This window comes from Streptomyces deserti (assembly GCF_054782695.1).
Window position 1 is genome coordinate 147,187 of record NZ_BAAGRZ010000015.1, and the last position, 15,030, is coordinate 162,216.

14 protein-coding genes and 1 tRNA gene are annotated in these 15,030 nt (G+C 70.9%); 9 read left to right on the plus strand and 6 right to left on the minus strand.

What is annotated here, in order from left to right:
• Positions 1-154 precede the first annotated feature (154 nt).
• The 9 genes from ACYVMZ_RS24005 to ACYVMZ_RS24045 all read left to right on the plus strand — a co-directional run bounded on the left by ACYVMZ_RS24005 (position 155) and on the right by ACYVMZ_RS24045 (position 10,232).
• Positions 155-991: a hypothetical protein gene (locus ACYVMZ_RS24005; protein ID WP_461082928.1), complete on the plus strand. Its 837-nt coding sequence runs from the start codon at positions 155-157 to the stop codon at positions 989-991.
• 290 nt (positions 992-1,281) lie between these two features.
• Positions 1,282-2,022 (plus strand): YcnI family copper-binding membrane protein, encoded by a 741-nt coding sequence (locus ACYVMZ_RS24010; protein WP_461082930.1) that lies wholly within the window; start codon positions 1,282-1,284, stop codon positions 2,020-2,022.
• A gap of 90 nt (positions 2,023-2,112) precedes the next feature.
• Positions 2,113-2,766 carry an SCO family protein gene (locus ACYVMZ_RS24015; protein WP_461082932.1) on the plus strand — a complete coding sequence of 218 codons (654 nt, stop codon included), beginning with the start codon at positions 2,113-2,115 and terminating at the stop codon, positions 2,764-2,766.
• Positions 2,763-3,245 carry a copper chaperone PCu(A)C gene (locus tag ACYVMZ_RS24020; protein WP_461082934.1) on the plus strand — a complete coding sequence of 161 codons (483 nt, stop codon included), beginning with the start codon at positions 2,763-2,765 and terminating at the stop codon, positions 3,243-3,245. The genes ACYVMZ_RS24015 and ACYVMZ_RS24020 overlap by 4 nt, the downstream gene beginning before the upstream one ends.
• Positions 3,246-3,258: 13 nt before the next feature.
• A complete protein-coding gene (locus ACYVMZ_RS24025; protein ID WP_461082936.1) occupies positions 3,259-5,271 on the plus strand; it encodes a copper resistance CopC/CopD family protein in 2,013 nt (670 codons plus the stop codon).
• Positions 5,272-5,279: 8 nt separating this feature from the next.
• Entirely contained in the window at positions 5,280-6,596 is a 1,317-nt protein-coding gene (efeB, locus tag ACYVMZ_RS24030; RefSeq protein WP_461082938.1) for an iron uptake transporter deferrochelatase/peroxidase subunit, read from the plus strand.
• Between the two features lie 62 nt (positions 6,597-6,658).
• Positions 6,659-7,591: a prephenate dehydratase gene (gene pheA, locus ACYVMZ_RS24035; RefSeq protein WP_461082940.1), complete on the plus strand. Its 933-nt coding sequence runs from the start codon at positions 6,659-6,661 to the stop codon at positions 7,589-7,591.
• Positions 7,592-8,154: 563 nt separating this feature from the next.
• The gene (gene serS, locus ACYVMZ_RS24040) at positions 8,155-9,432 is read left to right on the plus strand and encodes a serine--tRNA ligase (protein WP_461082942.1); all 1,278 of its coding nucleotides are present in this window, start codon (positions 8,155-8,157) and stop codon (positions 9,430-9,432) included.
• On the plus strand, positions 9,429-10,232 hold the full coding sequence (locus ACYVMZ_RS24045; RefSeq protein WP_461082944.1) for an HAD family hydrolase: 804 nt from the start codon (positions 9,429-9,431) through the stop codon (positions 10,230-10,232). Before serS ends, ACYVMZ_RS24045 begins: the two co-directional genes overlap by 4 nt.
• A 20-nt stretch (positions 10,233-10,252) precedes the next feature.
• On the opposite strand, the gene ACYVMZ_RS24050 is transcribed toward ACYVMZ_RS24045, so the two are convergent.
• The 6 genes from ACYVMZ_RS24050 to ACYVMZ_RS24075 all read right to left on the minus strand — a co-directional run bounded on the left by ACYVMZ_RS24050 (position 10,253) and on the right by ACYVMZ_RS24075 (position 14,767).
• Positions 10,253-10,337, minus strand: a tRNA-Ser gene (locus ACYVMZ_RS24050).
• A gap of 570 nt (positions 10,338-10,907) precedes the next feature.
• Entirely contained in the window at positions 10,908-11,150 is a 243-nt protein-coding gene (locus tag ACYVMZ_RS24055) for an SGM_3592 family protein (RefSeq protein WP_461082946.1), read from the minus strand.
• Positions 11,151-11,254: 104 nt separating this feature from the next.
• Positions 11,255-11,977, minus strand: a complete 723-nt coding sequence (locus tag ACYVMZ_RS24060) for an ABC transporter permease (protein WP_461082948.1) — start codon at positions 11,975-11,977, stop codon at positions 11,255-11,257.
• Between the two features lie 9 nt (positions 11,978-11,986).
• Positions 11,987-12,898, minus strand: coding sequence for an ABC transporter ATP-binding protein (locus ACYVMZ_RS24065; RefSeq protein WP_461082950.1), 912 nt, complete (start codon positions 12,896-12,898; stop codon positions 11,987-11,989).
• Positions 12,895-13,803: an ABC transporter permease gene (locus ACYVMZ_RS24070; RefSeq protein WP_461082952.1), complete on the minus strand. Its 909-nt coding sequence runs from the start codon at positions 13,801-13,803 to the stop codon at positions 12,895-12,897. The genes ACYVMZ_RS24065 and ACYVMZ_RS24070 overlap by 4 nt, the downstream gene beginning before the upstream one ends.
• A complete protein-coding gene (locus ACYVMZ_RS24075) occupies positions 13,793-14,767 on the minus strand; it encodes an ABC transporter ATP-binding protein (RefSeq protein ID WP_461083006.1) in 975 nt (324 codons plus the stop codon). Before ACYVMZ_RS24075 ends, ACYVMZ_RS24070 begins: the two co-directional genes overlap by 11 nt.
• Positions 14,768-15,030: the final 263 nt, after the last annotated feature.

Below are 15,030 nucleotides of genomic sequence, written 5' to 3' on the forward strand. Positions count from 1 at the left end.
TTGATCGGCATGGGCGGGGGTGTTGATTGGTGTGGGGGGGTGCTGATCGGTGGATGTGGTGGCGGCTCGGGCCAGAGGGTGACCTTCCGGTCGTACGGCATCTTGCGGACCTGGCGTACGGCGCCGACGCGGCCAGTGCGATGATGAGCCCGCCATGTCTGCCCCCCACCCGCGCACGGCGCGCTCCGGAACAGAGCTCCGGATCCTGCGGGCCGCGGTGTTCGCCGCGGTCTGCGTCGTGCTGGCCGCGGCCGGTCACGCGCTCGCCTCCTGCGCCGCGATTCCGCTGTGGACACTGGGCGCGGGACTCCTCGGGACGGTCGTGGTCGCGGCGCCGCTCGCCGGGCGTGAGCGCTCGCTGCCGGGGATCGCGGCCCTGCTCGCGGTCGGCCAGACCGTGCTGCACACGCTGTTCGGGCTGGGGCAGCACGGCACTGCGCCGGGCTCGACGGGGGGCACGGGCTCGGCGGCCTCGCTGTCCGACGCCGCGCTGGTCCAGCAGGCCGCGCGGCTCCTGTGCGGCACGACGGCGGCGGCGATCAGCCCCGCCCAGGCCCAGAAGATCCTCACCGAGGCGCGGCTCTACCCGGCCACGGGCGCCCACACGCACCACCCGGCGGACGCCATGTCCACCGCCGCGGGCTCCTCCGCGTCGCTGCTGCCGTCCCTGCCGATGCTGCTCGGTCACGTCCTCGCGGCGCTCGTCGCCGGCTGGCTGCTGCGCCGGGGCGACCTCGCCCTGCTACGGCTCACCGAGCTGTCCGCACAGTCGGCGCACGGAGTCGCCGAGGGGGCGCTCGTACGATCGCTGCGCGCGGCGCTCGCGCTGGTACGCGCCCTGCGTGCCGGGCTCCCGGGCGCTCCGGAGGCGCGGCCGTGCCCGCCGCGCACCACCCTGCTCGCACCGCCGCAGCCCCGCACCACCGCACTCCAGCACACGGTGATCAGACGCGGCCCGCCGGCCGTCGGCGCATTCGCCCTGGCCGCCTGACGCGACGCGACCACCACTTGGCTTCACCCGGGGAGGGAGCGTCGCCGGCGGCACGCGCGTGTGCGTCCGTTCTCGCGTGCGTGCGTCGCCCGCTCGCCTGTCGCCTCGCCGGCCTCATGGTCTCGGTGGCGTCCTGGGCCTGGCCGGCGTCGTTGGCCCGGAGTCTCCGGAGTTTTCCTTCGCCCTGGACGCCGTCCACGGGTTCCGGGAGCCGTCCGGCCGACGGCACCCCCACGCGCGCGTACCCCTCTTCCTCACCGACACCACACTCGAAGCGGAGTGCTCCTGCCATGAAGGCTTCCCGTATCGCCGCCGCCGGTGCTGTCGCCGGCGCCGCCGTCCTCGCCCTGTCCGCCCCCGCCTTCGCGCACGTCACCGTGCAGCCCGAGGGCACGGCCGCGAAGGGCGGCTACGCGGTCGTCGACTTCAAGGTCCCCAACGAGCGGGACAACGCCTCGACCACCAAGCTCGAGGTCAGCTTCCCCACCGACCACCCGCTCGCCTCGGTCATGCCGGAGCCGATGCCCGGCTGGGAGATCAAGGTCACCAAGTCCACGCTGGACAAGCCGATCGAGATGCACGGCGAGAAGATCACCGAGGCCGTCACCAAGGTCACCTGGACCGCCGACGGCAAGGGCATCGAGCCCGGCTACTTCGAGAAGTTCCCGGTCTCCATCGGCCAGCTGCCCGAAAACACCGACCAGCTCGTCTTCAAGGCCCTGCAGACGTACTCCAACAAGGAGGTCGTCCGCTGGATCGAGGTGCCGCAGGAGGGGCAGGCCGAGCCGGACAACCCGGCGCCGGTGCTGGAACTGTCCGCCGCCGAGGACGGACACCATGGCCTGCCGAGCGACGAGCCCTCCGACAGCGCCAAGTCGACCGAGAACGCCTCCGCCAGCACCTCCGCCGCCTCCTCCGGCACCGACGACACCGACACCACCGCCCGCGTCCTGGGCGTCGTCGGCATCGTGATCGGCGCCGCGGGCGTGGCGTACGGCGTGCTCGCCGGTCGCCGGCGCACCAACGCCTGAGGCCCGCTTCCCTTCACGGCGCGCGCCGGGAGCCACGCATCCCGTCCACCCCGGTGCGCGCCGGAGCACTCACATCTGGGACATTTTCCTATGCGCAACAAGACCTTCGCCGCGGCCGCACTGCTCGCCGCCGCCTCCCTGACCCTGACCGCCTGCGGCAGCGGCGACGACAGCAACAAGCCCGTCGCCGCGGTCTCCGAGGAGGCCGCGTCGGACAAGGCCGCCACCGTCCTCGACAAGCCGTTCGAGAAGCCGGACCTCGTCCTCACCGACACGCAGGGCAAGAAGTACGACCTCCGCGAGGAGACCGCGGGCAGGCCCACGCTGATCTACTTCGGCTACACCCACTGCCCCGACGTCTGCCCGCTGACGATGAACAACATCGCCGTGGCCAAGAAGCAGCTGCCCAAGGCCGAGCAGGACAAGCTGCGCGTGGTGTTCGTCACCACCGACCCCAAGCGCGACACCCCGGCCGAGCTCGGCAAGTGGCTCAAGGGCATCGACCCCGAGTTCGTCGGCCTGACCGGCGACTTCCCGACCATCCAGGCCGGCGCCCGCACCCTCGGCATCTCCATCGAGCCGACGAAGAAGGACAAGCACGGCAAGCTGATCTCCGAGCACGGCACCCAGGTCATCGCCTTCTCCCCGAAGACCGACGGCGGTTACGTGCTCTACGGCGAGGACGCCACCGTCCAGGACTACACCAAGGACCTTCCCAAGCTGGTGAAGGGAGCGAACCCGTGAGGCGGCTCGCCCCGGCGGCCGTCGTCATAGCCGGGGCACTGGCCCTGGCGGGCTGCGGCGGCTCGGACTCCGATTCCGCGTCGGGCTCCGGCTCCGGCGGCGGAAAGGCGGACCTGTCCGTCGGCTCCGCCTACATGCCGCAGCCGGTCTCCGACGAGATGGCCGCCGGTTTCCTGACCATCACGAACAAGGGCGGTTCGGCGGACGAGCTGACCTCGGTGACGAGCGATGTCGCCGGGCAGGTCACCGTGCACGAGACGGTCGGCTCGGCGATGCAGGAGGTCGACCGCCTTCAGATCCCCGCCCATGGCCGGCTCGTGCTGAAGAGCGGCGGCAACCACCTGATGTTCGAGAAGCTGAAGCGGCAGCCGAAGGAGGGCCAGACGGTCTTCGTCGAACTCCGCTTCGCCCACTCCGACCCCGTCACGGTCCGGATGCCGGTGAAGCCGGCGACGTACACCCCGACGACCGGGCACTGAGGGAGGGACCCCTGTGACGCAGACCATCGCTCCCCGCGTCCGCATCCTGGTGCTGCTGTTCCTGGCGGTCACCGGCGCGCTGCTCGCCGGGGCCGGCCCGGCCTCCGCGCACGCCGCGCTGACCGGCAGCGACCCGCAGCAGGGGGCGGTGGTCGACAAGGCCCCCACCCAGGTCTCGCTCACCTTCTCCGAGCAGGTCGCGATGTCCGACGGCGCGCTGCGCGTGCTCGACCCCAAGGGCAAGCGGGTCGACACCGGCAAGCCGTCCAACGTCAGCGGCACCACGTACGCCGTGAAGCTCCACAGCGGCCTGCCCGACGGCACGTACACCGTGACCTACCAGGTGGTGTCGGCGGACAGCCACCCCGTCGCCGGGGCCTACACCTTCTCCGTCGGCGCCCCCTCCAAGACCTCCGTCGCGGTCTCCGAGCAGGGCGCCGGCGGCGGGGTGGTCGGCTGGCTGTACGGCTTCGGCCGGTACGTGTCGTACGCCGGGTTCATCGTGATGGCCGGCGGGGCCGCCTTCGTGCTGGCCTGCTGGCCGCGCGGCTCCGGCGTACGGGCGGTGCAGCGGCTCGTGGTCTCCGGGTGGGTCGCGCTCACCGCGTCCACCCTCGGGCTGCTGCTCCTGCGGGGCTCCTACACCGGCTCCGGGAAGGCCGGCGACGTCTTCGACCTGACCCTGCTCGGGCAGGTGCTGCAGACCAAGACCGGCGCGGCGCTGGTGTCCCGGCTGCTGCTGCTCGCTGCGGCGGCACTGTTCATCGCCGTGCTCTTCGGCGCGTACGACAAGCGGGAGGAGGCCGAGGAGAAGCGGGACCTGATCTTCGGGCTCGCGGTCGGCGGGAGTGTCGTGGCGGCCGGGCTCGCCGCGAGCTGGGCGATGTCCGAGCACGCCTCGACGGGACTCCAGGCGGGCATCGCCATGCCGGTCGACGTCGTCCACCTGCTGGCCGTCGCCGCCTGGCTCGGCGGGCTGACCGCCCTGCTCGTGGCGCTGTTCCGGGCACCCACGGACACACCGGTGGAGGCGGCGGCCGTACGCCGTTTCTCGCGTGTCGCCTTCGGCAGTGTGCTGACGCTGGTCGCGACCGGGACCTATCAGTCCTGGCGGCAGCTCGGCTCCTGGTCGGCGTTCACCGACACCCGGTACGGGCAGCTGCTGCTCGCCAAGATCGCGCTGGTCGTGGTGCTGGTCGGGATCGCCTGGATCTCGCGGCGGTGGACGGGGCGGCTGGCGGAGACGGTTCCGGTGCACGCCGAGCGGGAGAAGGAGCGCGTCGGCGCCAGGACCGCCGCCGGGGAGGGCCAGGGAGCCGACGGCGAAGCCCTGGCGGCCGACGGCCAAGCCCGGGCGGGCGACGGCGACCAGGACGGATCCAGCGACGGCGGATCGGCCGACGCGGAGGGGGCCGACGCGGAAGGGACCGCCGCCGAGGAGCCCGACCCGGCGCGTGCCGCACAGCTCGCCCGGCAGCGGGCCGCGATTCAGGCCGCCCGGCAGAAGCGGGCCCGGGACGCCGATCCCAACCGCTTCGGGCTGCGCCGCTCGGTGCTCGCCGAGGCGGGCGTCGCCGTCGTCCTGCTCGCCGTCACCACCGTGCTGACGCAGACCGAGCCGGGGCGTACGGAGGAGGAGGCCAGGGCCGCCGTCTCGTCCTCCTACGCCGACGCCTCGTCGTCGGGCGCGGTGACACTGAACATGCCGTTCGACACCGGCGGTGAGGACGGCAAGGGCGTCGTCACCATCGACCTCGACCCCGCGCGGGTGGGCGCCAACGAGATGCACGTCTACGTGGAGCGGCCCAACGGCCGCGCCTTCGACATCCCCGAGGTGAAGGTCGCCTTCACTCTCAAGGCCAAGGACATCGGGCCGCTGCCCGTCGTCCCCGACCACATCACCACCGGACACTGGTCGGCGAACGGAGTGCAGATCCCCATGGCGGGCGACTGGAAGGTCGACGTGACCGTGCGGACCTCCGACATCGACCAGGTGACCGTCTCCAAGAACGCGCAGATCGGCTGAACCACACCATGGCTGACCAGTCCATTCCGGAGGCCCGTACTCCCGACGAGACCCTTGGGGGTGCGGTTTCCGAAGGGGCCGTTTCCGAAGGGGCCGTCTCCGAACCGGCCTCCCTCGGCCTGTCGAGGCGGCGGCTGCTCGGCACCGCCGGTGCCACCGGGCTCGTGCTCGGAGCGGCGGGCGGGGCCGTGGGGTACGCCGCTCGGCCCGCCGAGGCCACTCCGCTCACCTCGCTGGGCGCCGGCCGGGCGATGTTTCACGGGAAACATCAGCCCGGCATCACCGACGGCCTCCAGGCCCGTGGCCACCTGATCGCCTTCGACCTGGCGCCGGGCGCCGGCCGCAAGGAGGCGGCGGCCCTCATGCGCCGCTGGTCGGAGACGGCCCTGCGGCTGATGGCGGGCGAGCCGGCGCCGCACGACGACACGGACGTGGCCCGCGACGCCGGACCGTCCACACTGACGCTCACCTTCGGCTTCGGGCACAGCTTCTTCGGCAAAACCGGCCTGGAGAAGCAGCGCCCGGTCGCCCTGGACCCGCTGCCCGACTTCTCCTCCGACCATCTCGACAAGGCGCGCAGCAACGGTGACCTGTGGGTGCAGGTCGGCGCCAATGACGCCCTCGTCGCCTTCCACGCCCTGCGCGCCATCCAGAAGGACGCGGGCTCGGCCGCCCGGGTCCGCTGGCAGATGAACGGCTTCAACCGCTCGCCGGGGGCCACCGCCCACCCCATGACCGCCCGCAACCTGATGGGCCAGATCGACGGCACGCGCAACCCGAAGCCGTCCGAGCCGGACTTCGACGAGCGCGTCTTCATCCCGGAGAACGGCGAGCCGGCGTGGATGGCGAACGGCTCCTACGCCGTCGTACGCCGTATCCGCATGCTGCTGGACGACTGGGAGAAGCTGTCGGTCAAGCAGCAGGAGGACGTCATCGGGCGCCGCAAGTCCGACGGGGCGCCGCTGTCCGGGGGCACCGAGACGACCGAGATGGACCTGGAGAAGACCGACGCGAAGGGCAACCTGGTCGTCCCGATCAACGCCCACGCGCGCATCACGCGCCCGGACCAGAACGGTGGCGCGGCGATGCTGCGGCGCCCGTTCTCGTACCACGACGGCATCGACGCGGACGGGGTGCCCGACGCGGGACTGCTGTTCATCTGCTGGCAGGCCGATCCGCTGCGCGGCTTCGTGCCGGTGCAGCGCAAGCTGGACCGCGGCGACGCCCTGTCGCCGTTCATCCGGCACGAGGCGAGCGGGCTGTTCGCGGTGCCGGGTGGAGCGGCGGAAGGGGAGTACGTGGGGCAGAAGTTGCTGGAGGGATAAGGGGGTCACCCATGAGTGGCTTGTGGGGGATGCCGTATCAGCGGGCCCATTAGGGTGAGGTCATGCCAGCGAGCTATGCGTATCTCGGCCCTGAGGGCACCTTCACGGAAGTCGCCCTGCGCACGCTTCCCGAGACGGCGACCCGGGAGCTGATCCCGTACGTGTCCGTGCAGTCCGCGCTCGACGCCGTGCGGGCCGGTGAGGCCGAGGCCGCGTTCGTGCCGATCGAGAACTCCGTCGAGGGCGGTATCACCACCACCCTCGACGAGCTGGTCGCCGGCGAGCCGTTGATGATCTACCGCGAGGTGCTGCTGTCGATCACCTTCGCGCTGCTGGTCCGCCCCGGCACCAAGCTGTCGGACATCAAGACGGTCACCGCCCACCCGGCCGCCCAGCCGCAGGTGCGCAACTGGCTGAAGAGGAATCTCCCGGACGTGATCTGGGAGTCGGCCGCCTCGAACGCGGACGGCGCCCGCCTCGTGCAGGAGGGCCGGTACGACGCCGCCTTCGCCGGCGAGTTCGCCGCCGCCCGGTACGGGCTTGTGCCCCTGGAGACCGGGATCCACGACGCGGAGAACGCCCAGACCCGGTTCGTCCTGGTCGGCCGGCCCGCCCGGCCCGCGGCGCCGACCGGCGCGGACAAGACGTCCGTCGTGCTGTGGCAGCGCGACGACCACCCCGGCGGGCTGCGCGATCTGCTGGGCGAGTTCGCCACCCGGGGCATCAACCTGATGCTGCTGCAGTCCCGGCCCACCGGAGCGGGCATCGGCAACTACTGCTTCTGCATCGACGCCGAGGGCCACATCTCCGACCGCCGGGTGGCCGAGGCCCTGACGGGGCTCAAGCGGATCTGCCTGCAGGTGCGGTTCCTCGGCTCGTATCCGCGCGCGGACGTGAAGCCGGGGGACGTGCAGCCTCCGCTGCCGGGCACCTCGGACGACGAGTTCGCCGCGGCGGCGGACTGGGTGGCGCGCTGCCAGGACGGCCGGTTCTGATCCGGCCGGACCGCCGGGTTCCCGTCAGTCCTACCTGCATATCTTCGTTATCCACAGGAGTTATCCACAGGTGGGCTTCTCGACCTGGGGACAAGTCGACACCGGAGCATGACTCAGTCGACAAATCGCCCTACAGGCCCTCGCCCCGTCCACCGGCACACAGGTCATCCTTCGTCCACTGTTTTCCCTTGCGCAACTCTTTGGGGTGACCGCTTTCCACTCGAAAGTGAGGATAGGGCGGGTTTACTCCGGGAATTCATGGGGCTGATCCCCCGTTCCGGAGTGATCAATTCCGAAGTCCACAGATCTTCCACACAGCCTGTGGATAACTCTTCGGAGGGTGTGGATCCCTGTGGACAAGCAGAGGCCAAGTCCCGTTCTCCACAAGGAAATCGAGTCAATGGAGCGCCTTCCGGCTGACCCGTTCCAGGGAGTGAGACACCTTTTGTTGACACCTGGGAACAGACACGCGCACACGGGGCAATTCCCCCATAGCGGAACGTAGGCCGTACCCCGGAAATGTGAGTCGTGGGTCGTCATCCTTCACCGGTAGCCTTGACCGCGTGATTGACCTTCGCCTGCTCCGTGAGGACCCCGACCGTGTGCGTGCGTCGCAGCGCGCCCGTGGAGAGGACGTCGCGCTCGTCGACGCCCTCCTGTCTGCCGACGAGCGGCGCAGGTCGTCCGGCGTCCGCTTCGACGAGCTGCGCGCCGAGCAGAAGGGCCTCGGCAAGCTGATCCCCAAGGCGACCGGGGACGAGAAGGCCGAGCTGCTGAAGAAGGCGAGCCAGCTCGCGGCCGACGTCAAGGCGGCCGACGCGGAGCGCGACGCGGCCGCCGCCGAGACCCAGGAGCTGCTGCTCCAGCTCGGCAACCTCGTCCACCCGGACGTGCCCGTGGGCGGCGAGGAGGACTTCGTCACGCTGGAGACGCACGGCGACATCCGCGACTTCGCCGCCGAGGGCTTCGAGCCCAGGGACCACCTGGAGCTCGGCCAGCTCCTCGGGGCCATCGACGTCGAGCGCGGCGCGAAGGTCTCCGGCTCGCGCTTCTACTTCCTGACGGGCGTGGGCGCGCTTCTGGAGCTCGCGCTCGTGAACGCCGCGATGGCCCAGGCGACGGCGGCCGGCTTCACGCCGATGCTGACCCCGGCGCTGGTGCGCCCCCAGTCGATGGCGGGCACCGGCTTCCTCGGCCAGGCCGCCCAGGACGTCTACCACCTCGACAAGGACGACCTGTACCTGGTCGGCACGTCCGAGGTGCCGCTGGCGGCGTACCACATGGACGAGATCCTGGACGCCGACCGCCTGCCGCTGCGCTACGCGGGCTTCTCGCCGTGCTTCCGCCGCGAGGCCGGCTCACACGGCAAGGACACGCGGGGCATCTTCCGCGTGCACCAGTTCGACAAGGTCGAGATGTTCTCCTACGTCACTCCGGAGGAGTCGCAGGAGGAGCACCGGCGTCTGCTGGAGTGGGAGAAGCAGTGGCTGACCTCGCTGGAGCTGCCGTTCCGCGTGATCGACGTCGCCTCGGGTGACCTGGGCTCCTCGGCCTCCCGCAAGTTCGACTGCGAGGCGTGGATCCCGACCCAGGGCAAGTACCGCGAGCTGACCTCGACCTCGGACTGCACCGAGTTCCAGTCCCGACGCCTGTCGATCCGCGTCCGCGAGGGCAAGCAGGTGCGGCCGCTGGCCACGCTCAACGGCACGCTGTGCGCCGTACCGCGCACGATCGTGGCGATCCTGGAGAACCACCAGCAGGCCGACGGCTCCGTGCGCGTGCCCGAGGTGCTGCGTCCGTACCTGGGCGGCCGGGAGATCCTGGAACCGGTCGCCAGGTGAGCACCGGCTTTCCGTACAAGTTGATCGCCACCGACCTCGACGGAACGCTCCTGCGCTCCGACGAGTCGGTCACGCGGCGCACCCGTGACGCGCTCGCCGCGGCCACCGCGGTGGGCGCCGCGCACATCGTCGTCACCGGCCGCGCGGTGCCCTGGGCCCGGCACATCCTCGACGACCTCGGCTACGACGGTCTCGCGGTCTGCGGCCAGGGCGCCCAGGTGTACGACGCCGGGGCGCACCGCCTGCTGACGACGGTGACGCTGGACCGGCAGCTGGCCGGTCTGGCCCTGGCCAAGATCGAGGCGGAGACCGGCCCGCTGTACCTGGCGGCGAGCCGAGACGGCCTGAACGGCGAGGTGCTGGTCGGGCCGGGCTACGAGGTGCAGGGCGCGCTCCCCGCGACGCCCTTCACGGACGCGTCGGACCTGTGGACCGCGCCCCTGAACAAGCTGTACATCCAGCACCCGACCCTCACGGACGACGAGCTGTGCGAGGTGGCCACACGCACCGCCGGCGGTTTCGTCACCGTCACCATGGCGGGCGAGGGCATCGTCGAGCTCCTCCCCCTCGGCCTGTCCAAGGCGACGGGCCTGTCGCTGGCGGCCCGACGTCTCCGGGTGAAGGCCGCCGACACGATCGCCTTCGGCGACATGCCCAACGACGTCCCGATGTTCGCCTGGGCGTCCTACGGGGTGGCGATGGCCAACGCCCACGAGGAGTTGAAGGCGGTGGCCGACGAGGTGACGTCCTCGAACGAGGAGGACGGGATCGCGGTGGTGCTGGAGCGGTTGCTGGGCTGAGCCGTTCGGCTCGGTTTCGGCGGAGGATGCACGGATCGAACGTGCGCGGGGGTGACCCCGACCACGGCTTAGCAAGCCGGTGCCTTACCACTCGGCCAATCCTCCGGGTGGGCGGCCCACGCGACGTGGGATTCGCGTGCTCGAAGCGGCCGCCCCGGGCAGCTTCCCGTGCGGGGCGGGCTCGACGGAGGGGTAGCGACTACTCCGGAGCCCGCCGCGGGCTGCCCTGTCGGGAGCTGGACGTACTGCCGTGCATGGACATCGTCCGGCTCCTCTCCCAGAACGTGGCGCCGGACTCACCGTCCGGCGGCGTGAACACAACCACTCTGCCGGGACGGCGGGTTGGGCGCCACTGAATTAATCGGTGGGCGGGGAGCGGATCGGCGGCGGGCGGGGAGCAGTTCGGCGGCGGGCGAGGATCGGCTGAAGGCGCCCGGAGACCGGCCTGGCAGCGAGCTGAGACCGGCCGACGGTGACCTAAGACCGGCTGACAGCGACCGAGGACCGGCTGACGGCGGCCGGAGACCGGCAGACTGACAGCGGCCGAGGACCGGCCGCCGGCGACGGCGACGGAGGACCGGTTGGTGTCACCCGAGGACTGGCCCAGCGGCCGGGGACCGCCCGAGGACCGGCCGACGGCGACCGGAGGCCGACTTGCGTCCCCCAAGGACCGGCTCAGCGGCGGCGCCACCTGCGTCGGCGTGCCTTGCTGAAGAACCAGCCCGCGGGTGGTTCGTCGGAACGCCACGGCTGCGGCTCGGGCTCCTCGCGGCGCCAGCGGGCGGCCAGCATCCGGGCGCGGGCGGACGGCTCGGAGGTCTCGGCGGAGCGTATGAAGTCCTCGTCCAGGACGACGTCGCTCCAGACGTCGTCCTCGGACTGCCCGCGATCGTCGTGCTGAGGTGTCTCGCCTGCCATCCCCGTTCCTCCTCGCCGTACGTCCCCCGTGCGCCACTTCGCCCAGTGTGCCCAAGCAGGGATCAAGCCCCTGTCAAGGTCCCGGACCTGTCACGAATCACCCGTCACTCCTCCCCGGCGAGCGTCAGCGACCGCAGCTTCTGCCCGGCGTACCAGGTGGCGAGCACGGTGACCGCCACCAGCAGCACCGTCGCGGTCGGCAGCCCCACGTCCGAGGTCACCAGGTTCCCGCCGTCGGCGACCTTGTGGGCCACGGCCAGCGACCACTGCTGGACGCTCAGGGTGCGCGCGCCCGGCACCAGGGAGCCGAACAGGGCCTCCCAGACCAGCGCGTAGACGAGCCCGAACACGACCGCGTGCCGGGACACCGTGCCGAGCAGCAGGAAGAGCGCCGCGTACGCGATGGAGGCCACCAGCGCGGCCACCGTGTAGGCGACGGCGATCTGCTGGCCGTTACCGTTCAGGACGAAGCCGGCGATCAGCGTGGGCACGGCCGAGAAGACCATGGTCACGGCGATGGCGACGATCAGCTTGGTGAAGATGATGGTCGGCCGTTTGATCGGCTTGGACAGCAGGTACACCACCGAACCGTCGTCGATCTCCGGCCCGATCGCGCCGGTTCCGGCGATGACGCCGATGATCGGCACCATGGTGGCGAGCGCGAACCCGCCGAGCACGTCGGCCGCGGTCTGGTCGTCGGCGCCGACAAGGCCGCGCACGATCACGGCGATCAGGATCATCAACAGCGGCAACGCGCCCAGGATGAGGGCCCGTCGGCGGCCGAGCAGGGCCCGGTAGGTGAGCCGGGCGACTGTGGGGTCGTACATCAGGGCCTCCTACGCCGCGACCAGATACGAGAAGACGGACTCGAGGGACTCGTCGGACGGCGAGACCGTGAGCAGCCGGATGCCGTGGTCGCGCGCGACCCTCGGCAGCAGGGCCGTGAAGCGGCCGAAGTCGACGGCCTGGATGCGCAGCGCGCCCTCCGCGAGGTCGACTTCGATGCCGGACGTCGACGGGTCAGCGATCAGCGCGGCCGCGAGGGAGCGGTCGTCGCTGGAGCGCACGAGGTAGCGATGCGGCCGGTCGGTCATCAGGCGGCGGATCTTGCGGAAGTCGCCGCTGGCCGCGTGCCGGCCGGCGACGACGACCTCGATGTGCCAGGCGAGTTGCTCGACCTCTTCGAGGATGTGGGACGAGAACAGCACCGTGCGGCCCTCGTCGCCCATGCGCCGCAGCAGGTCCATGAGCTGCATGCGCTGGCGCGGGTCCATGCCGTTGAACGGCTCGTCGAGCAGGAGCAGGGACGGGTCGTGGACCAGGGCGGAGGCCATCTTCACGCGCTGCCGCATGCCCTTGGAGTACGTGGCGATCTTGCGGTCCTGCGCGTACTCCATCTCGACCGTGGCGAGCGCCTTCTGGGCGGCCTTCGCACCCAGGCCGTGCAGCTCGGCGTTGGCGAGGACGAACTCGCGGCCGGTGAGGAAGTCGTACATCGCCTCCCGCTCGGGGACGATGCCGATGTGCTGGTAGATGGCCTCGTTGCGCCACACCTGCTGTCCGTCGAGGGTGACGGTGCCGGTGGAAGGGGCGAGGAAGCCGCCCATCATGTTGATGAGGGTGGACTTTCCGGCGCCGTTGGGGCCGAGCAGGCCGGTGACGCCGGGGCCGATGGTCATGGTGATGTCGTTGACGGCGACCACGTTGCCGAACCAGCGGGAGACGTGGTCGAGGGAGAGCGTGGTCACAGTCCCACCTTCTTGTAGCGGCGCATCAGGAGGCCGTAGGCGGCGGCGATCAGGCCGAGGCAGACGACGACGTAGACGGCGCCCTCCCCCGTCGAGGGTCCGATCCCGCCGGGGAACGCCGAGTTCGCGCCCAGGAAAGCGGACTGCACGCCGTCGATGAGGGTGATCGGCGAGAACAGGCCGATCCACGGGACGGCGTCGGCGTTGCCCTGCACGTCCGCGATGGCCTGGAGAGTGGAGACCGCGCCGTAGGTGATGGTCAGTACGGCGATCACGGCCGCGATGCCGAAGCCGCGGCGCGGGGTGACCGAGGCGATGACCAGGCCGATGCCGGCGAACAGCAGCGAGAGCAGTGCCACGGAGACGAGTCCCTGTGCGAATCCCTTGGTCTGGTCGGTGAAGTCGAGCTTGGCCAGCAGCGCGCCGACGTAGAGCACCAGCAGCGGGGCGGCGGTGAGGATGAACATCGCCGAGGCCAGCGCCGCGTACTTGGCGCGGACGTAGTCGGCGGTCTCGATGGGCCGCGAGAAGTACAGCGGCACGGTCTTGAAGCGCAGGTCGCGCGAGACGGACTGGGGTGCCTGCGAGGCGACGTACAGGCTGATGACGGCCTGCATGACGATCGCGTAGCGCGTGTAGTCGAGCGGCAGGTCCTTCGCCTTGGTGGCGACCGCGACGGCGACCATGATGGCCGCGGGCACGCACATCACCACGAACAGCAGCATCGGCAGGACCTTGGACTTCACCGAGCGGCCGAGGCCGTAGGCGCCGCGCAGGGACTGCGAGTAGAGGGAGCGGCGGGCGTAGGCGCGGCCCAGGCGCGGACCGTCGTAGCTGCGGTAGCCGATGTTGTGGATGCGGGTCTGGTCACCCGGCGACGGTGCTACGGGGTGCTCAACTGCCATGGCCGACCGCCTCCTTCCGCTGCTCGTCACTGCTGTGTTCACCGGTCTTGAAGACCTCCGAGATGTGGTGCCGGCGCTGCTCCATGCGCACCAGGCCGAGACCGAGGTCGGCGATCACGTCCCGGACCAGGTCGTACGTCTCCTCGCCGTGCGCGGTGAGCAGCAGGACATGGCCGGAGCCCGGCAGCCCGCTGCCCTCCTCGACGGTCACCCCGCGCGCGTGCAGCGCGTCGCGCACCGCGCGGGCGCCGTCCGGGTGCTCGTCGGTGTCGGTGACCTCGATGGCGAGGGTCGTAGTGATCTGCGTGAAGTCCGTGGTGGAGCTGGCGCGCAGGAGCTTGCCGCCGTCGATGACGACGACGTGGTCGCAGGTGCGCTCCAGCTCGCCCAGCAGGTGCGAGGTGACCAGGACCGAGATGCCGAAGTCGGTGTGGATGCGGCGGATCAGGGCGAGCATCTCGTCGCGGCCGACCGGGTCGAGGCCGTTGGTCGGCTCGTCCAGGAAGACCAGCTGCGGGTCGTGGACGAGGGCCTGCGCGAGTTTCACGCGCTGCTTCATGCCGGTCGAGTAGCCGCCGATGGGGCGGTAGCGCTCCTCGTACAGGCCGACGTGGCGCAGCGTGTCCGCGGTGCGCTCGCGCGCGGCCGTCGGCGGCAGGCCCGACATGCGCGCCATGTGGACGACGAACTCGGTGGCCGAGACGTCGGGCGGCAGGCAGTCGTGCTCCGGCATGTAGCCGACGCGCTCGCGGATGGCGGCGCCCTTGGTGGCGACGTCGAGTCCGAGCACTTCGGCGCGGCCCTCGGTGGCCGGGGACAGACCCAGCAAAATCTTGATCAGTGTGGACTTGCCGGCGCCGTTGGCTCCGACGAGCCCGGTCACACCGGGCCCGACGTCCACGGAGAGCCGGTCAAGCGCGGTCACCCTGGGGAACCGCTTGCTCAGGCTTTCGGTCGCGATCACAGTCACGTTTCGAAGGTAGTGACGCGGGCCACGTCCGTCGTCAGCCCGCAGAGCTGTCTCGGCGTCCGACTCGAGACGTACGGGCCCGTAGGGGATCTGGTGCTTGAGAGTTACGTGGCTGGATCCAGCTTCATGCGGCTTGATCCGGCTTGCTTGCCTCAGCTCCCTTGATCCGTCCGCTTGCGCTCCACCCTATTGACGACCTCTCTAACAAGTGCCAGATTCGGGCGCAACGCCTCGCCCACGAGTGCGCGGAGGCGGGC